This is a genomic window from Pseudarthrobacter sp. 01T43, from assembly GCF_056398665.1.
Genome location: NZ_JBFTPV010000009.1, coordinates 25,420 through 45,616 on the forward strand (window position 1 = coordinate 25,420; position 20,197 = coordinate 45,616).

22 protein-coding genes and 1 tRNA gene are annotated in these 20,197 nt (G+C 65.0%); 15 read left to right on the top strand and 8 right to left on the bottom strand.

What is annotated here, in order from left to right; all coding sequences use genetic code 11:
• Positions 1 to 40: 40 nt before the first annotated feature.
• The 5 genes from adhP (at position 41) to AC1DIM_RS10625 (ending at position 4,815) form a co-directional block, all read left to right on the top strand.
• Positions 41 to 1,063: an alcohol dehydrogenase AdhP gene (gene adhP / locus AC1DIM_RS10605; protein ID WP_477710445.1), complete on the top strand. Its 1,023-nt coding sequence runs from the start codon at positions 41 to 43 to the stop codon at positions 1,061 to 1,063.
• The gene (locus tag AC1DIM_RS10610; protein ID WP_477710446.1) at positions 1,063 to 1,470 is read left to right on the top strand and encodes a DUF779 domain-containing protein; all 408 of its coding nucleotides are present in this window, start codon (positions 1,063 to 1,065) and stop codon (positions 1,468 to 1,470) included. Before adhP ends, AC1DIM_RS10610 begins: the two co-directional genes overlap by 1 nt.
• Before the next feature lie 147 nt (positions 1,471 to 1,617).
• The gene (locus AC1DIM_RS10615; RefSeq protein WP_477710447.1) at positions 1,618 to 3,165 is read left to right on the top strand and encodes an amino acid permease; all 1,548 of its coding nucleotides are present in this window, start codon (positions 1,618 to 1,620) and stop codon (positions 3,163 to 3,165) included.
• Between the two features lie 37 nt (positions 3,166 to 3,202).
• Positions 3,203 to 3,868 (top strand): bifunctional 4-hydroxy-2-oxoglutarate aldolase/2-dehydro-3-deoxy-phosphogluconate aldolase, encoded by a 666-nt coding sequence (locus AC1DIM_RS10620; RefSeq protein ID WP_477710448.1) that lies wholly within the window; start codon positions 3,203 to 3,205, stop codon positions 3,866 to 3,868.
• A complete protein-coding gene (locus AC1DIM_RS10625; RefSeq protein ID WP_477710449.1) occupies positions 3,865 to 4,815 on the top strand; it encodes a sugar kinase in 951 nt (316 codons plus the stop codon). Before AC1DIM_RS10620 ends, AC1DIM_RS10625 begins: the two co-directional genes overlap by 4 nt.
• A gap of 27 nt (positions 4,816 to 4,842) precedes the next feature.
• Here AC1DIM_RS10625 and AC1DIM_RS10630 read toward each other — a convergent pair whose 3' ends face one another.
• Positions 4,843 to 5,478, bottom strand: coding sequence for a DUF2461 domain-containing protein (locus AC1DIM_RS10630; protein WP_477710450.1), 636 nt, complete (start codon positions 5,476 to 5,478; stop codon positions 4,843 to 4,845).
• 262 nt (positions 5,479 to 5,740) lie between these two features.
• On the opposite strand from AC1DIM_RS10630, the gene AC1DIM_RS10635 reads away from it, so the two are divergent.
• The 4 genes from AC1DIM_RS10635 to AC1DIM_RS10650 all read left to right on the top strand — a co-directional run bounded on the left by AC1DIM_RS10635 (position 5,741) and on the right by AC1DIM_RS10650 (position 9,192).
• On the top strand, positions 5,741 to 6,730 hold the full coding sequence (locus tag AC1DIM_RS10635; protein ID WP_477710451.1) for an ABC transporter substrate-binding protein: 990 nt from the start codon (positions 5,741 to 5,743) through the stop codon (positions 6,728 to 6,730).
• Positions 6,731 to 6,813: 83 nt separating this feature from the next.
• Positions 6,814 to 7,569 (top strand): ABC transporter permease, encoded by a 756-nt coding sequence (locus AC1DIM_RS10640; RefSeq protein WP_477710528.1) that lies wholly within the window; start codon positions 6,814 to 6,816, stop codon positions 7,567 to 7,569.
• Positions 7,566 to 8,339, top strand: coding sequence for an ABC transporter permease (locus tag AC1DIM_RS10645; RefSeq protein ID WP_477710452.1), 774 nt, complete (start codon positions 7,566 to 7,568; stop codon positions 8,337 to 8,339). The genes AC1DIM_RS10640 and AC1DIM_RS10645 overlap by 4 nt, the downstream gene beginning before the upstream one ends.
• A complete protein-coding gene (locus AC1DIM_RS10650; protein ID WP_477710453.1) occupies positions 8,329 to 9,192 on the top strand; it encodes an ABC transporter ATP-binding protein in 864 nt (287 codons plus the stop codon). The genes AC1DIM_RS10645 and AC1DIM_RS10650 overlap by 11 nt, the downstream gene beginning before the upstream one ends.
• A gap of 62 nt (positions 9,193 to 9,254) precedes the next feature.
• On the opposite strand, the gene AC1DIM_RS10655 is transcribed toward AC1DIM_RS10650, so the two are convergent.
• Genes AC1DIM_RS10655 through AC1DIM_RS10665 form a run of 3 tightly spaced genes read right to left on the bottom strand, consistent with a single transcriptional unit; the run spans position 9,255 to position 12,009 of the window.
• The gene (locus tag AC1DIM_RS10655; RefSeq protein WP_477710454.1) at positions 9,255 to 10,739 is read right to left on the bottom strand and encodes a catalase; all 1,485 of its coding nucleotides are present in this window, start codon (positions 10,737 to 10,739) and stop codon (positions 9,255 to 9,257) included.
• A gap of 7 nt (positions 10,740 to 10,746) precedes the next feature.
• Positions 10,747 to 11,229 (bottom strand): Fur family transcriptional regulator, encoded by a 483-nt coding sequence (locus AC1DIM_RS10660; RefSeq protein WP_477710455.1) that lies wholly within the window; start codon positions 11,227 to 11,229, stop codon positions 10,747 to 10,749.
• A gap of 30 nt (positions 11,230 to 11,259) precedes the next feature.
• Positions 11,260 to 12,009 carry a hypothetical protein gene (locus tag AC1DIM_RS10665; protein ID WP_477710456.1) on the bottom strand — a complete coding sequence of 250 codons (750 nt, stop codon included), beginning with the start codon at positions 12,007 to 12,009 and terminating at the stop codon, positions 11,260 to 11,262.
• Positions 12,010 to 12,086: 77 nt separating this feature from the next.
• On the opposite strand from AC1DIM_RS10665, the gene AC1DIM_RS10670 reads away from it, so the two are divergent.
• Together AC1DIM_RS10670 and htpX are read left to right on the top strand one after the other, a co-directional pair.
• On the top strand, positions 12,087 to 13,358 hold the full coding sequence (locus AC1DIM_RS10670; RefSeq protein WP_477710457.1) for an MFS transporter: 1,272 nt from the start codon (positions 12,087 to 12,089) through the stop codon (positions 13,356 to 13,358).
• A 36-nt stretch (positions 13,359 to 13,394) separates the two neighbouring features.
• Positions 13,395 to 14,264: a zinc metalloprotease HtpX gene (gene htpX, locus AC1DIM_RS10675; protein ID WP_477710458.1), complete on the top strand. Its 870-nt coding sequence runs from the start codon at positions 13,395 to 13,397 to the stop codon at positions 14,262 to 14,264.
• A gap of 139 nt (positions 14,265 to 14,403) precedes the next feature.
• On the opposite strand, the gene AC1DIM_RS10680 is transcribed toward htpX, so the two are convergent.
• Entirely contained in the window at positions 14,404 to 14,895 is a 492-nt protein-coding gene (locus tag AC1DIM_RS10680; RefSeq protein WP_477710459.1) for a YajQ family cyclic di-GMP-binding protein, read from the bottom strand.
• Positions 14,896 to 15,083: 188 nt separating this feature from the next.
• Here AC1DIM_RS10680 and AC1DIM_RS10685 point away from each other — a divergent pair, with 188 nt between their 5' ends.
• The 3 genes from AC1DIM_RS10685 (at position 15,084) to AC1DIM_RS10695 (ending at position 16,327) form a co-directional block, all read left to right on the top strand.
• Entirely contained in the window at positions 15,084 to 15,338 is a 255-nt protein-coding gene (locus AC1DIM_RS10685; RefSeq protein ID WP_477710460.1) for a hypothetical protein, read from the top strand.
• Positions 15,339 to 15,519: 181 nt separating this feature from the next.
• Positions 15,520 to 15,601 (top strand) — tRNA-Tyr (locus AC1DIM_RS10690).
• A 294-nt stretch (positions 15,602 to 15,895) separates the two neighbouring features.
• Complete coding sequence (locus tag AC1DIM_RS10695; RefSeq protein ID WP_477710461.1) at positions 15,896 to 16,327, top strand: CBS domain-containing protein; 432 nt, start codon at positions 15,896 to 15,898, stop codon at positions 16,325 to 16,327.
• Between the two features lie 86 nt (positions 16,328 to 16,413).
• Here AC1DIM_RS10695 and AC1DIM_RS10700 read toward each other — a convergent pair whose 3' ends face one another.
• On the bottom strand, positions 16,414 to 17,400 hold the full coding sequence (locus tag AC1DIM_RS10700) for a LysM peptidoglycan-binding domain-containing protein (RefSeq protein WP_477710462.1): 987 nt from the start codon (positions 17,398 to 17,400) through the stop codon (positions 16,414 to 16,416).
• A gap of 441 nt (positions 17,401 to 17,841) precedes the next feature.
• Between AC1DIM_RS10700 and AC1DIM_RS10705 the strand changes: the two genes are divergently transcribed.
• The gene (locus AC1DIM_RS10705; RefSeq protein WP_477710463.1) at positions 17,842 to 18,396 is read left to right on the top strand and encodes an acyl-CoA thioesterase; all 555 of its coding nucleotides are present in this window, start codon (positions 17,842 to 17,844) and stop codon (positions 18,394 to 18,396) included.
• On the opposite strand, the gene AC1DIM_RS10710 is transcribed toward AC1DIM_RS10705, so the two are convergent.
• Positions 18,397 to 19,197 carry an ABC transporter permease subunit gene (locus AC1DIM_RS10710; protein WP_477710464.1) on the bottom strand — a complete coding sequence of 267 codons (801 nt, stop codon included), beginning with the start codon at positions 19,195 to 19,197 and terminating at the stop codon, positions 18,397 to 18,399. It lies immediately after the preceding gene.
• Positions 19,194 to 20,177, bottom strand: a complete 984-nt coding sequence (locus AC1DIM_RS10715) for an ABC transporter ATP-binding protein (protein WP_477710465.1) — start codon at positions 20,175 to 20,177, stop codon at positions 19,194 to 19,196. The genes AC1DIM_RS10710 and AC1DIM_RS10715 overlap by 4 nt, the downstream gene beginning before the upstream one ends.
• Positions 20,178 to 20,197: the final 20 nt, after the last annotated feature.

Below are 20,197 nucleotides of genomic sequence, written 5' to 3' on the forward strand. Positions count from 1 at the left end.
GCTCCGCCATGCCCTGCCCTCAAAACGCTAAGGATCGCCAATGACGACGACAATGCACGCAGCAGTAGTAACCGAATTCGGCAAGGATCTCCAGATTCAGGAGCTCACCATTCCTACCCCGGGGCCGGGGGAGGCGCTGATCAAGGTACTTACCACCGGCGTCTGCCACACCGACCTTCACGCAGCGGAAGGTGACTGGCCCGTCAAGCCGTCGCCGCCGTTCATTCCCGGCCACGAGGGCGTGGGTGAAGTGGTGGCCCTCGGTGAGGGCGTCACTGACCTCGCCGTCGGTGACTTGGTCGGAAACGCATGGCTCTGGTCCGCCTGCGGCGACTGCCAGTACTGCCGTACCGGCTGGGAGACCCTCTGTGAGGCGCAGAAGAACGCCGGCTACAGCGTGGACGGCTCCTTCGGCGAATACATGCTGGTGGATTCGCGCTTCGCGGCGCGCATACCGGCGGGATCCGACCCCGTCGAGGTGGCGCCGGTACTCTGTGCCGGCGTCACCGTCTACAAGGGACTCAAAATGACCGAGGCCAAGCCTGGCCAGTGGGTCACCATCTCCGGCATCGGCGGACTGGGGCACATCGCCGTCCAGTACGCGGTTGCCATGGGACTGCGCGTTGCTGCCGTGGACATCGCGGACGACAAGCTCGCCCTGGCCAAATCCCACGGCGCCGAACTGACGGTCAACGCCCTGCACGAAGATCCTGTTGAAGTCATCCAGCGTGAAACCGGAGGTTGCCATGGAGTCCTTGTCACCGCAGTGCACCCGTCCGCTTTCGGACAGGCGATCGGCATGGCACGCCGGGGCGGGACGATTGTGTTCAACGGCCTGCCGCCGGGAGACTTCCCGGCGCCGATCTTCGAGATTGTGCTTAAGGGCCTGACCGTCCGCGGTTCGATCGTCGGCACCAGGCAGGACCTGGAGGAAGCACTGGATTTCTACGCGCAGGGCAAGATCCACCCCACCGTTTCGGTGCGGGAGCTCGGGGAAATCAACGCAGTCCTTGACGAAATGAAGCATGCAAAGATCGACGGCCGCGTGGTGCTGAGGTTCTGATGCCCAACAACCGGCTTGACGCTGCGGTGACGCTGCCCGGGGAGGACTTCTCCCGGGTGGCGCTCACCCCGGAGGCGGTGGACCTGCTGAAGAAACTCTGGCGCCAGCACGGGCCGCTGATGTTCCACCAGTCCGGTGGGTGCTGCGACGGCTCCTCACCCATGTGCTTCCCGGCCGGTGAGTTCATCACGGGCGATTCTGACGTGCTGCTGGGGCTCTTTGATATTTCAGACGGGCTCAAGCCGGAGCCGCTGGAGTTCTGGATGTCACGGGAGCAGTTCGAATACTGGAGCCATACGCATCTGACGGTGGACGTGGTGGCAGGCCGGGGGAGCGGCTTCTCAGTCGAGTCACCCGAAGGCAAACGTTTCCTGATCCGGTCCACGCTGATGGACTGGCCCGTCTGAACGACACGCATAAGGCCCGGCCTGATCTTCAGGCCGGGCCTTATGCGTGTCACCGCCGTCTCAGTATTTGGTACAACTATGACCGTCCAGTGGGCGGACACTACCATTGATAAGTCCCTTTCCGCCACAAACCAGGATTGACTACTCATGAACCTACTCCGGACCAAATCCATCGAGCAGTCCATCGCCGACGCCGATGAACCCGGACGCAAGCTCAAACGGTCACTCAGCACCTGGGACCTGATGATCATGGGTGTCGCGGTAGCTGTCGGTGCCGGCATCTTCTCGGTTGGCGCCAAGGCTGCGGCCAACTTCTCCGGTCCGGCCGTGACGGTCTCCTTTGCCATTGCCGCCGTAACGTGCGCCCTGGCGATCATGTGCTACGCGGAGTTCGCCACCGCCATTCCCGTTGCCGGCTCCGCTTACGTCTTTACGTACGCCACCATGGGCGAGCTGCTTGCGTGGATCATCGGCTGGAACCTCATCCTGGAACTGTTCACCGCGGCGGCAGTGATTGCCAAGTACTGGGGCATCTACCTCAGCAAAGTGTTCGCGCTGATGGGAGCCGACGTCCCGCCGGCCCTCTCGATCGGCGGTGTGGACCTGTACTGGGGCGCCTTCCTGATTGTTGCAATCTTCACCGTCCTCCTGGTGCTCGGAACCAAGCTCTCGGCCCGCGTGGGCAACGTCTTCACACTGATCAAAATCGCCGTTGTGCTGTTTGTGATCGTGGTGGGCTTCACGTACGTGAAAATAGAGAACTACAGCCCGTTCGTCCCCGCAGCCGAGCCCACTGCCGGCGGCGCCTCTGACGTCCTGAAGCAGTCCTTCTTCGGTTTCCTCACCGGCGCGGCGCCGGCCCAGTACGGCACCCTCGGCGTCTTCGCCGGTGCTGCCCTGGTGTTCTTCGCCTTCATTGGCTTCGATGTGGTGGCAACCTCCGCGGAGGAAGTGAAAAACCCGCAGAAGACGCTGCCGCGCGGCATCTTCGGCGGCCTCGCCGTGGTGACCCTGCTCTACATCCTGGTGTCCCTCGCCCTGACCGGCATGGTGTCCTACACCGAGCTTGCGGCGGCGGAGAACCCCACCCTGACCACCGCATTCGAAGCCGTCGGCAACACCACCGCGGCCAAGGTCATCGCCTTCGGCTCCCTGATCGGCCTCACCACCGTCATCATGGTGCTCCTGATGGGACTCTCCCGTGTGGTGCTGGCGATGAGCCGCGACGGCCTGCTCCCGCGGTCCCTGTCCAAGACCAGCGATAAGCGTTCGACGCCGGTCCGCCTCCAGATCATCTGCGGCGCCGCCGTGGCGCTCGTGGCCGGCCTGACCAACGTGGACCTGCTGGAAGAGATGATCAACATCGGGACCCTGTCCGCGTTTGTGATGGTCAGCCTCGGCATCCTGGTGCTGCGCAAGAAGCGCCCCGACCTGAAGCCGTCCTTCCGGGTGCCGTTCGGCAAGGTCCTGCCGGTGGTTTCCGCGGTGCTGTGCCTGTACCTGATGACAAACCTGGCCGTGGAAACCTGGATGTTCTTCGCCGGCTGGCTGGTCATCGGCATCATCATCTACTTCATTTACGGCCAGAGGCACTCACGCCTGAACGAAAAGTTCGCCGCGGCAAAGTCTGCGGTGGACGGCGGGGAAGCACGCGCCCAAGCCTCGGCTGAGGATCAGGCGATCACCCGCCGGTAAGCCGGACGGCGGTGAAACACGCTATATCGTTAGTGGCATGAACGAAGCCTCAAGCCCACCAGTCTCTGCCATGCTGCAGGCTAACCCGGTGGTGGCGGTTCTCCGCGCCCGGCACGCCCGCGAGTACGCCCCGGTCATCGAGGCCCTGGTTAGGGGCGGTGTACGATCCATCGAACTGACCCTCAGTACTGACGGAGTTTTTGACCTGCTGCCCGAGCTCAAACGGCAGTTCGGTGGCGATGCGGAAATCGGCGTCGGTACTGTCACGTCCGGCGACCAGGCCCGCCAGGCGCTCGACGGCGGGGCAGACTATCTCGTGACGCCCGCCATCGTGACCGATGTAGTCCGCGCCGCCGTCGAGGCCGGTGTTCCGGTATTTCCCGGCGGGCTGACGCCCACCGAGCTGCTGACCGGCATGCAGGCGGGCGCAACGGCCGTCAAGCTGTTCCCGGCTTCCACCGTGGGTCCCGGCTACCTCGGCCAGCTGCGCGGGCCCTTCCCCGCCATGCGGGTCATTCCGTCCGGCGGAATCGGCATCGACGACGCCCCGGACTGGATTGCGGCAGGAGCCCTCGCTGTCAGCCTGGGCGGCCCGCTGCTCCGGGATGCGTTCTCCGGCGGCGACCTCGGAAGCCTCACCGAACGGTCCCGGCAGCTGAGCGCCCTGGTGGCGGAAGCCGTCCAGGCGAGGGGCGCGCAGTGACTTTCACCGACGTCGTTACCCTCGGCGAAACCATGGGCCTCATGAAGGCCGAGACACCCGGACCGCTGGCCCAGGTGTCCTCGCTCAGCCTTGGCATGGGCGGCTCCGAAAGCAACTTCGCCATTGCGCTGCGCCGACTTGGTACCTCGGTGACCTGGGTTGGCCGGGTCGGTAACGACAGCCTCGGCGAACTGGTGCTGCGGGAGCTCGCCGCCGAGGGGATTAAGGTTGACCCGCTGCGGGACGACGCAGCGCCTACTGGCCTCATGATCAAAGAGCGGCGCACCATGGACCAGCTCAAGGTCTGGTACTACCGGTCCGGAAGCGCAGGTTCGCGGCTGTCCCGGGAGGACATCCCGGGCGAGCTGATTGCCAACGCCAAACTCCTGCACCTCACCGGTATCACCCCTGCTTTGTCGCCGTCCGCAGCGCAGGCCGCCCAATACGCGCTCGACGTAGCCCGGGACGCCGGAGTGCTGGTTTCCTTCGACCTCAACTACCGGGCCGCGCTGTGGTCCCCCGAGGACGCAGGAGAAGTTTTCCGGAGTTTTATGGCCCAGGCGGACATCGTGTTCGCCGGGGATGATGAAGCCGCCATTGCAGTGGGGCCAGCGGAGGATTCCCTGGAGCTTGCCCGGCGCGTTGCCGCCCTGGGACCCAGCCAAGCGGTCATCAAGCGCGGGGCCGCGGGCTGTGCCGCCGTCATCGACGGAGTGGAATACGAGCAGGACGCGGTCCGGATTAACGCCATCGACACTGTGGGCGCCGGCGACGCTTTTGTGGCCGGCTACATTTCGGACCTGCTCGTCGGCGCTTCGGTGCAGGCACGCCTGCTCACCGCAGTCCGCACCGGAGCCTTCGCCTGCCTGGTGCCGGGCGACTGGGAAGGCATGCCGCGCCGCCACGAGCTGGCCCTGTTGGACTCGACGGAACCTGTGGCGCGCTGACCCGCCGGTAGCGCGCAAGCCCAGCTGTCACGGCGCGGCGTGCCGCCCCACCCAGTCAACCAGGGGCCGCAGCTGGTCCCACAGCTTGGCGATCTCCTGCACCGCCGCCGGCGTCGAGACCCATTCCGGCTGCCCCAGTTCGGTGCCGGCGGAGAGCGACTTGTGCTTGAGCAGCTCGGCCCTGGGGTGCGCCCGGTCGTAACCGCGCGGCACCGTCTTCAGTTTCTCGCCCTCCACCGCAAAGCCGGCGGCAGCGACGCCATCCACGATATGCCGCAGCGCTTCGCCGGTGCCCGATGCATCCACTGCATTGCGGAACCTGGCCAGCTGCGCCGGGGTATGGGAATGGTAGCCCCCTCCCACCAGCAGTCCGTCCGCGCTCACCTGGAGGTAGAAACCCACACCCTCCTGGGCTGAAGCGAAGGCGCCCTGGGCGGTTTTATAGGGTGACTTGTCCGGGGAAAACCTGACGTCCCGGTTGGGCCGGAAAATCTTCGCCGGACCGAACCGCGGCTCCAGTTCAGCCAGGAGTGCGGTGAGCGGCTCCCGGATCAGGCTTGTGTAGCTATCCTTGTGCTCCAGCCACCACTCGCGGTTGTTGTTGTCCTCAAGCTCGGCGTAGAACGCGAATGCTCCTGCGGGAATGCCCTCAAATGTACCCATGCAGTGATCCTAGGCACGGGCCCTCGGCTCCAGCCAGAGCCGGCAGCGCCTAAGTGGAAAACATCACTTTCACCCAATATGCGAATATGCGGGAGCCTGTCCACCATGCGGTCCCTTACGTATCATGAGGGTAACGATGGGCCGATCTGGTTGACCCTTCAACGTCCCGTGACCGAGACTTTCTTTGAACGTCTGTTCGGACTGCGAACAGAGTTGGCTTGGGGGCGTCTCACTCCCCATGCAGATCACAAAGGAGTGAAACATGAAACGTCGTAGCGTTATCGCGGTGCTCGCCGCAGCATCCGTCCTGGGCTTGTCGGCCTGCGGGTCCGGTTCACCGAGTTCCACCGGCGGTGGAAACTCCACGGCCGGTTCGACCGGAAGCACGGAACTGACAAAGGTCAGTGTCGGGGTCATTCCCATCGTGGACTGCGCACCGATCTACCTGGGCGATAAGCAGGGGTTCTTCAAGGACGAGGGCCTGCAGTTGGACATCCAGACGGCCACCGGCGGCGCAGCAATCGTCCCGGGTGTGGTCAGCGGAAGCTTTGACTTCGCCTTTTCCAACCTCATCTCCGTGATGGTGGCCAAGGACAAGGGCCTTGACCTGAAGTTCGTGGCCAACGGCGCGTCCACCACGGGCGAGAACGGCAAGGACGTCGGCGGTGTCGTCGTTCCGGCCGGGTCGAGCATCAAGTCGGCGAAGGACCTTGCCGGCAAGACGGTTTCGGTGAACAACCTCTCCAACATCGGTGACACCACCATCAAATCGGCCATCGAAAAGGACGGCGGCGATCCCTCCACCGTGAAGTTTGTTGAGGTGGCCTTCCCCGATGCACCCGCCGCCCTGGCCAACAAGCAGGTGGACGCGGCCTGGATCCTGGAACCGTTCCTGTCCAAGGCCACGGCCGACGGTGGAACTGTAGTGTCCTCGAACTTCGTGGAAATGAGCCCGAAGCTGGACATTGCCGGATACTTCACCAAGGCTGACACGGTCAAGAACAAGCCTGAGCTGACGCAGAAGTTCACCCGGGCCATGAACAAGTCCCTTGAATACGCCCAGGCCCACCCGCAGGAGGTCCGTGACATTGTGGGTACGTACACCAAGATCGACGAGGCCGCACGGGCCAAGATGGTGCTGACCCACTGGACCGTCGACTTCGACAAGGACGCGTTTAAGACTCTCGGCGATGCCGCCGCCAAGTACGGCACACTGACCAAGGCGCCGAACGCAGGCGACCTCCTCCCGTGAGTGCAGACGCTCTAACCTCCGGCGGTCCCGTCTCCAGTGCGGGACGGGACCGCCGGTCGGTCCGCAAGTTACCGGTAAAACAGTTGCTTGGCCTGGCAGGGATTGTAGGATTCCTGGGCACGTGGGAGCTCATTCCACGGCTGGGCATCATCAATGAACGTTTTCTCCCGCCGGCCAGCGAAGTTATTGTCGCGCTGATGCGGGACTTCGGTCTGACCGCATTCTGGGTCTCGGTCGGCGAAACGATGACGGCGTGGTTCCTGGGCCTGGTCATCGCCGTCGCCCTGGCCGTTCTGCTGGGCTTTATCATCGGCGCCAGCGACTTCCYGCGCAAGGCCACGAACTCCACAGTGGAATTCCTGCGCCCCATCCCTTCAGTGGCACTGATTCCGCTGGCGGTGCTGCTCTTCGGCGTGAAGATTGAATCGTCTCTCATGCTGATTACCTATGCCGCGTTTTGGCAGGTCCTGATCCAGGTCCTCTACGGCGTGGCCGACATCGACATGGTCGCCAACAACACCGCGAAAACGTACGGACTGGGCCGCATGGCGCGGATCCGCTACGTCGTATTTCCCACGGCCCTGCCCTACCTGATGACGGGCGTCCGTCTCGCCGCCACAGTGGCGTTGGTCCTGGCCATCACGGCCGAACTGGTGATCGGTTCTCCGGGGCTCGGCCGCGAAATCGCGCTCGCCCAGTCCGGCGGTGCCATCTCGGGCATGTATGCCCTGGTGCTGGCCACCGGCCTGATCGGAATGCTGATCAACGCGGTGATGCGGTTCATCGAGAAGAAGACCCTGTCCTGGCACTCCTCCGTCCGTTCCGAGGTAATCGTATGAAAACCCTGAAGACCTTCGGCTACGTTCTGGCACTGCCGGTCCTGCTGGTCCTGCTCTGGTGGGCCTCCACCCTCGGCGCGGTGAACTTTTTCGTCCCCACCCCCGCCACCCTGGTCGCTAAGTTCGGCCAGGTCTGGTTCGGCCCACGCTTCTTCAGCGACGTGCTGCCCAGCCTTGGCCGGCTCCTGGTGGGCGTGGTCGCGGCAATCATCATCGGCGTCGTCGGCGGCGTCCTGATCGGCTCGGTCAAATGGCTCCGGGCGCTGTTGGAACCCACGCTGGAATTCTTCCGTGCGATCCCGCCGCCCGTCCTGGTCCCGGTCCTGATCCTGGTCATGGGCATCACGGACTCCATGAAGGTGGCGGTGATCCTTTCCGGCTGTGTCTGGCCGGTCCTGCTGAACACCATCGAAGGCGTCCGTGCTGTGGACGGTGTGCTCTCTGATTCGGCGCACACCTATGGCATCGACGGCTGGGCCCGTGTCCGGTACCTCGTGCTGCCCTCGGCCAGCCCGCAGATCATGGCTGGCGTGCGCCAGTCACTGTCCCTCGGGCTGATCCTGATGGTCATCTCCGAAATGTTCGCCTCGTCCTCAGGGCTTGGTTTTACCATCGTCCAGTTCCAGCGGTCCTTCGCCATTCCGGAAATGTGGTCCGGGATCGTGGTGCTCGGTCTGCTGGGTGTGGCCATGTCGTTCATCTTCCAGTGGGCCGAGCGGAACATCCTGCGCTGGTACCACGGCCAGAAAGAGGTAGAAAATGCAGCCTGACCCCACCCCGGCGCCAGCCGGGAAGACACCGCCGTCCGGGAAGTCTCTGCCGGAGGCGATGCTCTCCGTCCGCGGACTGAAGAAGGTGTACCAGAGCGACGGCGGCGACATCGAAGCGGTGCGCAACCTGACCTTCGACCTGCGCGCCGGCGAACTGGCATGCCTCGTGGGTCCTTCCGGCTCCGGCAAGACGACGCTCCTCAAGTGCATCTCCGGGCTGATGGCTCCCACCGAGGGTGAGGTGCTTTTGGACGGCAAACGCGTTTCGGGTCCGCCGAAGAAGATGGCCGTGGTCTTCCAGGAATACGGCCGGTCCCTGTTCCCATGGATGCGCGTCCGGGAAAATGTGGAACTGCCGCTGAAGAACCAGGGTGTGGCCAAGGCTGAACGCGACAGGCTCGTGGACGAGGCCCTTGAGGCGGTGGGCTTGGCGCACGTCCCGCGCTCGTACCCGTGGCAGCTCTCCGGCGGCATGCAGCAGCGCGTGGCGATCGCCCGGGCCATCGCCTACCAGCCTGAGGTGCTCCTGATGGACGAGCCGTTCGCCGCTGTGGACGCTCAGACCCGCGCCGATCTGGAGGACCTGATCCGCACGATCTGGAAGAAATTCGGGGTGACAGTGCTTTTCGTGACCCACGACATCGACGAATCCGTTTACCTCGGCGAACGCGTCATCATCCTGTCTTCCTCACCCACCGTGGTCCAGGAGGACATCGTGATCGACCTCCCGGTTGACCGCGACCAGTTGGAGACCAGGTCCCTGCCCCGCTTTACCGAGCTCCGCCACCACGTCTACGAACAAATCCAGCTTGCCAAGAAGGGCCACCGCCCTGCGGCGGCGGGCGCGAACTAAGGCAAAACACCCCGCCACGGACAGTCCGTGGCGGGGTGTTCAGGTTCTGCGGAACGACCGAATTAGCCGATCTTGTTGGCAGCCTCAGCGTCGGAGTCAACGGCGCCGGCGCCCAGGTTGGCGCGCAGCTTGGCGCCGAGCTCGGCGTCAACGTTGGTCCAGTACTGGATGGCGCGTTCCTTGATGTCAGCGGTCTTTACGCCGCCCACAGCACCGGTGATGGTCTCGAGCAGGCGGGCCTTGGCGCCGTCGTCGAATACCTCGCGGTACAGGGTGCCGGCCTGGACGAAGTCGCCGTCCTCGGAACGGAGGGAATGCGCGGAAAGCGTGAGCTCGCCGTCGTTCTCCCAGCCACCGGCCGGGGACGCCGGCTCAACGGCGGCGGGGCCACCTACCGAGTTCGGTGCGTACACCGGAACGGAGGGAGCGTTGAAGTGGAAACGCCCGGCGCCGTCCTGGCTGTAGTTGTTGACCTGGCTCTTGGGCTGGTTCACCGGGATCTGTGCGTGGTTGGTGCCCACGCGGTAACGGTGTGCGTCGGCGTAGGAGAAGATGCGCGCCTGCAGCATCTTGTCCGGCGAAGCCGCGATGCCCGGCACGAAGTTCGACGGCGCGAAGGTGGCCTGCTCGATCTGCGAGAAGTAGTTCTCCGGGTTCTTGTTCAGCTCCATGGTGCCCACGTGGATCAGCGGGTAATCAGCGTGCGGCCACACCTTGGTGAGGTCGAACGGGTTGAAGCGGTAGGTCTTGGCGTCTTCGTACGGCATGACCTGGACGTGCAGTTCCCAGGACGGGAAGTTGCCCTCGGCGATGTTTTCCTGCAGGTCGCGGATATAGAAGTCCGCGTCCGAGCCGGCCAGTTCTTCGGCCTGGTCGCCGGTCATGGCCTTGACGCCCTGGTTGGACTTGAAGTGGTACTTGACCCAGAAGCGCTCGCCCGCGGCGTTGATCCACTGGTAGGTGTGCGAGCCGTAGCCCTGCATTTCCCGCCAGGAAGCCGGCAGGCCGCGGTCACCCATCAGCCAGGTGACCTGGTGTGCGGATTCGGGGGACAGGGTCCAGAAGTCCCACTGCATGTCGGCGTCACGCAGGTGGGTGCCCGGGAGGCGCTTCTGGGAGTGGATGAAGTCCGGGAACTTGATGCCGTCGCGGATGAAGAAGACGGGGGTGTTGTTGCCCACGAGGTCGTAGTTGCCCTCGGTGGTGTAGAACTTGACGGCGAAGCCGCGAGGATCGCGCCAGGTGTCGGGGGAGCCGCTTTCGCCGGCGACCGAGGAGAAACGGATCAGCATGTCCGTCTCGACACCCGGCTGCAGGAATGCTGCCTTGGTGTACTTGGAGACGTCCGAGGTGGTCTTGAACGTGCCGAAGGCGCCGCCGCCCTTGGCATGCACTACACGCTCCGGCACGCGCTCGCGGTTGAACTGCGCGAGCTTTTCGATCAGGTAGTGATCAGTCAGGATGATGGCACCGTCGGCACCAACTGACTGGGAGTGCGCGTCGGACGTGACGGGGGCACCTGACTGGGTGGTTGAAATGGCAGTCATTGTTCTCCTATTTCTCGATTACTTGGTTACGTTCAGAGGGGCGTTGTTGGGACTGCTGGCAGTCCTGGCAGATGCCTTGGTACATCACATCTGCGATCTGGATGGTCATGGGCTTGGCGTTCTCGTCCCAGTGCGGGGTTAGGCAGGGCGCATGGCCGACGGCGCATTCCACGTCCTCCACGCGGCCGCAGCTGATGCAGATGGCGTGGTGGTGGTTGTCGCCTACGCGGGTCTCGTACAGGGCGGGGGAGTGCGGCGGCTCAAAGCGGCGCAGCATCTGCAGGTCGGTGAGGTCGCCCAGGACCACGTAGACGGACTGTGCGGTGAGCTCGGGAAGCTCGGCCCGGGCTGCGGCGAGGATGCTCTCTGCCGGTGAGTGGGGGTGGTGTTCGACGGCGGCAAGCACGGCCAGCCGCTGTTTGGTCACGCGGCGGCCGTGGGACCGCAGGGCAGCAGCCCATGCATCATGGCCGCCAAGGTGTTCCGTCATGTCTCCATTATTGCACTTATTATGAGCTCATCACAATAAGGCTCGGTTAACACTCGGCAACGAAAGGAATTCCTTGAGGGGGTTCAGGGATTCGCCTGCCGAGCGGCCCAAGGCGTGGACGGCGAGCGGTCCCGCACCGGGATCCGGCACCACGCAGCTCAGCCCCGTGACCCCGGGGCGATCGGTCAGTTCCTGCACTGAGGCGGCCAGGGCCAGCAGCTGACCGGGTGTCAGCACACCGCCCGGCGCCGGGGACAGGACAGTATGGTGCCGCCCGGCCTTAACCTCAGGAGTCTTCGACAGTATTTCCGGGAGGGCTACGTCAACACGCGGGTCCGGCTCCGTGGTGCGCTTCACAGCCGAGCGGCGCAGGGCGGTGCGCAGGCCGTCGTCGTGCCTTTGGAGCTCTTCGGGCGCCACGGGCACCCGGCGCTGGGTGGGAAGCAGCAGCTGTTCGCCCGGGGTGACCGTCTCGCCGTCCCAGCGCCCGAACAGGTGGAACGTGGGCGTGGAGGACTCCACCTCCGGCTCCCCGATAGCTGCGCCAATGGGGTGCCACTGGTGCGCAAAAACCACCGTGCAGCGGGTGGCTCCGAGCCCGTCCGTGAGTGCCTGCCGGGCGGCGTTATGGCACACGAGCCAGTCAGTTGCGGAGCGGAGATCGAAGGGGATGGCGGGGTTGGTCAGCCGGATGAGTACGTGCCCTGCCGTCAGCGCAGTGCGGGGCCGGGCCACTTCCCAGATCTCCGATGCGTAAAGAAGCCGCCTGGATAGATTCATTGGCCACCTCCTTCCCCGCCTGAGGATACCAAGCGGGTGGGACCTCCGGACCCGGAAGTGGCCATTAGGGTTGCGGGGTGGGGAAACTACTGGCTGACATCACACCGCTGCGCGAGAGCCCTGCCTTCCGCCGCCTATGGCTCGGCTCTGCGGTGGCAGCCGTGGGCAGCCAACTGACGCTGGTGGCGGTCAGCCTGGAGGTCTACCGCCTCACCCACGACAGTTTCTATGTGGGCCTGCTCAGCGTCTTCGCGCTGGTGCCGCTGGTGTTCGGCGGGCTGCTGGGCGGCTCCATTGCCGATTCCCACAACCGCCGCACGGTGGCTCTGCTGGCCAGTTCCGTCCTGTGGCTGACCACCGGCATGATTGCCCTCCAGTCCTGGCTGCAGCTTGGAAACGTCTGGGTCCTCTATCTCCTGGTGGCGCTGCAGAGCGGTGCCCAGGCCATCAACCAGCCGGCGCGCAGTGCCATCATCCCCACTCTCATCCGCAAGGAACTGCTGCCCGCAGCCAATGCGCTCAACATGATCACCTTCGGGCTGGCGATGACCATAGGGCCGCTGCTGGCCGGCGTCCTGGTGGCGTGGGTGGGCTTCGGGTGGACTTACACCATCGACTTCATGTGCTTTGTGTTTGTCCTGTGGGCGGTATTCCGGCTGCCGTCGACTCCACCCACGGGGCACGCGGGCCGGGCCGGGATCCGGTCCGTGCTTGAAGGGTTCCGTTTCCTGGGCACCCGGCCCAACCTGCGGATGACGTTCATCATCGACCTCGTGGCCATGATCCTGGCCCAGCCGCGGGCGTTGATGCCGGCCATCGGCGCGCTGATGATCGGCGGCGGCGAATCAACGGTGGGCATCCTGCTGGCCTCCACCGCCGTGGGCGCATTCCTGGCCGGGCTTTTCTCCGGCCCCCTGGGCCGGGTCCGGTGGCAGGGGAGCGCGGTGGTGTGGTCCGTCATGGGCTGGGGCGCCTCCATTGCCGGTTTCGGTGTAGTGGTGCTGCTGGCGGGCCGGACGCACGACGGCGGCGCCACCCTTTGGCTGTTACCCGCGGCTTTGTGCTGTGCCCTGGCCGGGATCGCAGACTCCATCAGTGCTGTCTTCCGCAACACCATCCTGCAGGCAGCCGCCCCGGACCACCTGCGGGGTCGGCTTCAGGGGGTCTTCATTGTGGTGGTGGCCGGCGGCCCCCGAGTGGGCGACCTGCTGGCAGGCGGCGGGACTAAAATTTTGAGTGAGGGCTGGGTCCTGTTCCTCGGCGGGGCGTTGTGCGTGCTGGTGGCCTGGCTGGTCTCTCAGCTACAGCCGGGCTTTCGGAAGTACGATGCCCATGACCCGGTGCCGTAGGGCCCTGTTTTGTTGGGGTGACGTGGAGGAGTGGACGTGCACAAGCATTACAACGGACTGAAGACTGCAGCACTCTTCGGGGTGCTCTGGGCCGTGCTGCTGGGGCTAGGCGGCCTGATCGGGCTCAACACGCGCAGCGCAGCGCCCATCTGGATCATGGCCCTGGTGGGTGTGGCCACCACCGCCTACGGCTACTGGAACAGCGACAAAATCGCCATCCGCTCCATGCAGGCCTACCCCGTGACTGAGGCCCAGGCGCCCCAGCTGTACCAGATCGTCCGGGAGCTCTCCGTCCGGGCGAATCAGCCCATGCCGCGCATCTACCTCTCGCCCACCATGAACCCCAACGCCTTCGCGACGGGCCGGAATCCCAGGAACGCCGCGGTCTGCTGCACCGAAGGGATCCTGCAGCTGCTCGATGCCCGCGAACTGCGCGGGGTCCTGGGGCACGAGCTGATGCACGTGTACAACCGGGACATCCTCACGTCGTCGGTGGCCGCGGCGGTGGCCGGCGTCATCACCTCCGTGGGCCAGATGCTGCTCTTCTTCGGCGGCGGGGACCGACGCAACTCCAACCCGCTGGCCATGCTGGCCATGGCACTGCTGGCGCCGTTCGCAGCCTCCTTGATCCAGCTCGCCATTTCCCGGACCAGGGAGTACGACGCCGACGAGGACGGTTCGCAGCTCACCGGCGATCCGCTGGCGCTCGCCTCAGCCCTGCGCAAGATTGAGCAGGGAGTGCAGATCGTGCCGCTTCCGCAGGACCAGAAGCTGGTCAACACGTCGCACCTGATGATCGCCAACCCGTTCCGCGGCGGCGCCATGACCAAGCTGTTCGCCACGCATCCGCCCATGAGGGAGCGGATCACCCGGCTGGAACGGATGGCGGGACGGCCGCTTAACTGACGCGTACTGCATAAGCCAAGCTCCGCCGTCGTCCGCGTTGCGGGTACACGGAAACGGACTGGTGAGACGCAACGGGCAGGGGACGCCGGAATTCCGGTGTCCCCTGCCCGTTCTTGTGTCCTGGCGCCGTGCCGGGGTCCTAGCTGCGGAAGTTCACGAACTGCAGGTCGGCTTCGTCGAAGTCCTTCAGCAGCGCCATGACGGACTGCAGGTCGTCACGGGACTTGGAGGAGACACGGAGCTCATCGCCTTGGATCTGGGACTTGACGCCCTTGGGCCCCTCATCCCGGATCAGCTTGTTGATCTTCTTGGCCAGGTCCTGCTCGATGCCTTCCTTGATGGAGGCTTCCAGCCGGAATTCCTTTCCGGACGCGAAAGGCTCGCCGGTGTCCAGGGACTTCAGCGAGATGCCGCGGCGGATCAGCTTGGACTGGAGTACGTCCAGGACCGCCAGGACGCGCTCCTCCGAGTTCGCCTTCATCAGGATCTTCTCGCCACTGAAGTCAACTTCGGCGCCCACACCCTTGAAGTCGTAGCGCTGGACCAGTTCCTTCTGTGCCTGGTTCAGCGCGTTGGCCACTTCCTGCTTGTCCACTTTGCTTACGACGTCGAACGTTGACTCGCCTGCCATGACTCTCCTTGTGCCGGTGGTGCCCCCGCATTGGCTCTGGAGGGCATGGATCTCTGGATTCCAGCCTAATACGGATGCCCCAGCGGTGGCACGGATCGATTCACAGTTCCCTCATAGCGGACGCCCGGCGGGAACGAAGCCGGTCAGGGGAGAGTTGAACGAGTTGGAAGAAGCGCGAAAGGGAAGCAATGCAAAACAACGCCGTCCGTTACGTCACCCGATCAACCGTCGCGGCCGCCGGGGCAGTGGCCATGGCAGCCACCTCCGTCGCAGCCGCAGCCCTGGCAGGCTCCATCCTCTTCAGCCCGGCCCCGGATGCATCCGCCCGCATGCACGGCGTCAGCGCGGACCTGCGGAGGGCCGTCCAGCTGAACCAGATCACCGAGGAGCAGGCGCTGAAGTTCGAGGCAAAGCTGGCCGGACGTATTCTCGGCGAGGTCTGATTTCCCGGTTTTCCCGTGGAACGGCGCGGCTTTTGGGGCCAGTTTCGATGGCGAAGCGGCTCGATTCGATTCTTCGGCAGAAGTTCTGTAAAGTTGTCTTGCCCGCGGTTACTGGAAGCGGAACGGCCCGGAAACGGACGTTCTGCAGACTGCAGCCGGGGGTGATCTTCTTTTGAAGTTCGGCAGATTACCCGAGCGGCCAAAGGGGGCTGACTGTAAATCAGCTGGCAACGCCTACGGGGGTTCGAATCCCTCATCTGCCACCCAAGGAAAAGCCTCCGGAACCACTAGGTTGCGGAGGCTTTTTCGTGCCCGGGGAACCGGCCAAGCCGGCCACGGTGCTTCCGGCTGGCTCCGGCCGGTCCGGCACTCCCCGCCTGGCGGTCTATTCCCCGCGGCGTTAGCCGGGGGAATAGACCGTCGGCCGGGGAAAAGCTGCGGGGAAAGCCTGCCCGCAATCTGTCGTCGACAGGCACTTCGGGCCGGGCGTAGTCTGGCACCATCGGCGCATGTGCCCCGATGCCCTGCGTCGATACTCAATCGATGAAGGAGGACCAATGAGTGTTGTGCGCGAATTTATGACAACGGATGCCCGGTGTATCAAGGAAGAGCAGACGCTCGAAGATGCCGCGCGGATGATGTTGGACCTGGATTGCGGATCGTTGCCGATCTGTGGCGATGACGGCAGATTGAAGGGCATGATCACTGACCGCGACATTGTGCTCAAGTGTGTCGCCGCCGGCCGCAGTCCCCGCGAGATGATGGCCCGCGAGCTCGCCTCGGGCAAGCCCCGCTGGGTTGACGCCGATGCAGGTGTTGATACAGCCATCGAGGTGATGGAACGCCACCAGATCCGGCGGCTCCCGGTCATCGCCGACCACAAGCTGGTTGGCATCATCAGCCAGGGCGACATTGCACGCAACTACACCGAGGACCGCGTGGGCGCGCTGGTGGAGCACATTTCTGAACGCCACCATATGTCGGCCTAGCAAACTGCCTCACCAACGCATTCCAACACAGCCTTGTTCGCGGTTCCTTGCCTTGAAGGTTCGGAACCGCGAACAAGCTGAGGAACTCAGTTCAGGGCGATCAGCAGCATCTGGTTCGTGCCGGGGATGCACGTCTGCAGGATGGCCCGGGGGAATCCACCGAATACCCGGATGACGTCGTTTGTGGTGCCCGGATTAGGCACCTGGCCCCGCGCCGTCGCCTTGAACGTGCCGTAACCGGGAATGCTGACGGTTTCACCCACGCCAATGCCGGAGAAACGCGCCCAGCCGCCACAGAAATCGTGCTCCGTGATGAAGAGCGAGTACCCGTCATTCGGCGTGTAATGGATCGGCCCGATGCAGGCGTCAACCATGGACTGTCCGCCGGCGCCCGCCACATAGATGGTCCGGACAGCCGGGGCCGCCGGTACCACGGGAGCCGCCGCCGGTGCGGGCGCCGCGGCGGCCTGTACTGGAGTGGCGGCTTGTGCAGGTGCGGGCGCGGAAAGTGCGACGGCGGGACCGGTCAGTTTCAGCGTCTGGCCGGGAACGATGACGCTGTAACCGCCGAGGCCGTTGGCAGCGAGCATGGCATTCATGTCCACGCCATGCCGGGCCGCGATCCCACCCACGGTGTCGCCGGGGACCACGGTGTAAAGGTTCGCGTCGGTTGCCGGCGCAGGTGCAGGAGCCGGTGGGGCCGGCGCTTCGGCGGGCGCGGCGACTGCCGCTGGAACCGAAGCCGGGTCAACGGCGCCAGGGTCAACAGCGGCGGGGTCAACGGCGGCGGCCGAGGGCTCGTCCACGGCCGCGGGGACAATCGGTCCGGCGGCTTGCTCAACCGGTGCGTCCGCCGTCGTGATTGCACCCGCGGCGGAAGGTGCCCCGGGCGTTGTTGCCGCGGGTCCTGTCAACGCGGCAATGCTGACAGCGGCGACTACGACGGCGCCCGCCATGCCTGCCCACAGCTTGGTGTTGACCGGTCTGCGGCCTGGTAAGGGATCGACCCCGGGGAGGTCTGTTTCGAAATTTCGGCGGGGATTTTCGGCGTTGTTTACGGTCGACTGGTTCATTGGTGGCCCATCGAGGGTCGGCCCGCAATAGGTTCCGTGGCTAAGCCACCAACCGGATGCTGGACGGAGCAATGTGTGATGCGCTGCGAGGGGTTGCCGGCCTCTAGCCGGAACCCCTCAACGCACGATGGGAGGCGCCCGTCTACGAAAGATACGGATGCTCCGCAATGAAGCGGCATCACCCAGCCCAGCATTGGAGGATGCGCCGGCAACGTTGTTCGGCCCTAGGAACTCCGAGTCTAGGAAGGCCGTGCCGGCGGGGCACGAGTAGGGGCTACCCCATTATTTCTGCGGCCTACTTGGCCGGGCCTGAGTCTCCTACTCAACGCCGTTCGCGCTGGTACTCGCTCACGGAGCCAGCTGCCACGCATGATGAGGCCCGCGGTAACCATCCCGGACCGCCGAATTTGCCAGCATGTTACCCACGGGTAACATTGGGTGATGCACCTGCTTCTGCGCACCCTCCTGATGCTGTTCACGTCCACCCGCCGCCCGGCGCTGACCATCTGGGACACGTCGTCCGTGCCGCTGCGGGTCCTCCCTACCGACATCGACATCGCCATGCACGTCAACAACGGCATGTACTTTTCCCTGATGGACCTGGGCCGGTTCGACCTCATGGTCCGCAGCGGCGTGTGGAAGAGGATGCGCCAGCGCCGCTGGAGCCCGGTGGCGGCGGGGGAGACTATCGCGTTCCGGAAGTCGCTGCAGCTGTGGCAGCAGTACAGCATTGAAACGAAGATCATCGGGCTGGATGCCAAAGCCATCTATTTCGAGCAGCGCATGGTATCCGACGGCGAGATTTACGCGCGTGCCTACATCGCCACCCGCCTGGTCAGCAAAGGCAAACCTGTCAGCCAGGAAGAGATACTGCGCGAGTTCGGCCAGCCGCCGGCGGACCTGGTGCTGCCGGAATGGATCCACGAGTGGCGTGAAACCAACGCCCTCCCTGGCAGCCGTACGCCCGCGCCGCACCTGTGGGAAGCCACGGTCTGACTATGTGCCGACGTCGCGCCTGCTGACAGCAAAGGCAGCCAAAGCCACCAGTGCCGCCGAGATGCCCCAGAGCCAGCCGGCCGCAGCCCAGTCGGCTCCGTTGGCCACGGGCGCGTTCCCGTAGGCCCAGTGGTAGGGGCTCAGGTTGAGCAGCCACTCAACGTCCGGGCTTTGCCTTCCGACGGCATTGAAGACGTATCCCAGGACGCCAACGGCGGCTCCCGCGGCCAGCCCGTACGTGCGCCTGCCGGACACGGCGCCGGCGCACAGGGCCGCGGTACCGGTCAGCAGCGACAGCCCGGCAAACAGCACCGCCGCACCAAAGAGATTCTCCGGCCTGATACCCAGCTGGGCGGAATCGTTGAGCAACCGGACCAGCACAAAGACCAGCGCCGCCAGAAGCAGGACCCGGACCAACAGGGCAAGGGCGCGTTCCAGCACAACCTGGACCCGGGTCACCTCGTGGGCGAGGGTCAGTTCCAGCTGGCCGGATTCCTCGTCGCCGCCCACCGCGGCGGCGCCCCACCCCACCGAGGCGATGGTCATCAGCAGGAAGCCGATCAGCCCGAAGATCGTTGCCTGGGTGTAGCCGGGACCGGTGGCGATCTGGTCGTAGTTGAGCGCCTTCATCATTTCGGGCGGGAGGGCGTCGATCATGTCCTGCATCTGCGCGCTCCCGCCAATGGACGGGTACAGCGGAAGGTACAGCAAGGTGGCGCCGGCCAGTCCGGCCGCCCAGGCGAGGGTGGAGCGCCAGGTGTCGAAGAACGCGCGGCGGAACAGCGGCAGGGTGGTGCTCACGTGGCGGCCTCCCGGGGGAGCGAACGCCGGGAGCCGGGAGCCCCCGGGGTTGGAGCCCCGGGACTGGACTCTTCGGGGCTGAAGTACATCTGCAGCACCGATTCCTCCAGGTCAGGCTCCTCCAGGACGAGGTCCTTCAGCTGCAGGGTGCCCAAGGCCTTGACCAGGGGCTGGATGGCGCCCTCCAGGGTGGCGGACAGGGTGACGGTGCCGTCGGACTCCAGCACCTCCACGTGCCCGACGCCGGGCACCGCCCCCAGCAGCGCGCCGGCGTCGTGCGCCGTGATGCCGTTTGCCGAGAACCGCAGGTGCCTGACGGCACCTTCCCGCAGCCCGCTGACCGACTCGACCGCGATGATCCGGCCGTCCCGCAGGATGGCTACGGTGTCGGCGGTCTGCTGGACTTCGCTGAGCACGTGGGAACTGAGGAAGATGGTCTGCCCCTGCTCCCGGGCTTCCCGCACCATGGCGTGAAACTCCTGCTGCACCAGGGGATCCAGGCCGCTGGTGGGTTCATCCAAAACCAAGAGTTCGGGATTATGCATAAATGCCTGGACCAGTCCCAGTTTCTGCTTGTTGCCCTTGGACAGCTTGCGGGTGTGCCGGTCGAGGTCCAGCCCCAGCCGTTCGGCCAGCGCATCAATTCTGCCGGGCGCCACCGGTCCGCTGATGGCCTCATAGTGGGACAGGAGTTTGCGCCCGGTCACGCGGCCCTCGAGGAACAGCTCGCCCGGCAGGTAGCCGATTCGGCGTCTGAGTTCGGGGCCGCCCAGCCGGGGGTCCTTGCCCAGGACCCGGACCTCCCCGGAGCTGGGCCGGATGATGTCCAGCAGGCAGCGCATGGTGGTGGTCTTGCCGGCGCCGTTGGGGCCGATGACCCCGAACACGGAGCCCGCCTCCACGCTGAAATCCACGCCGTGCAGCACCTCGCGGCGGCCGAATTTCTTGGTGAGGGACCGGGTGGAGATAGCGTGGGCCATGATCCCTCCTGTGTGCGGCT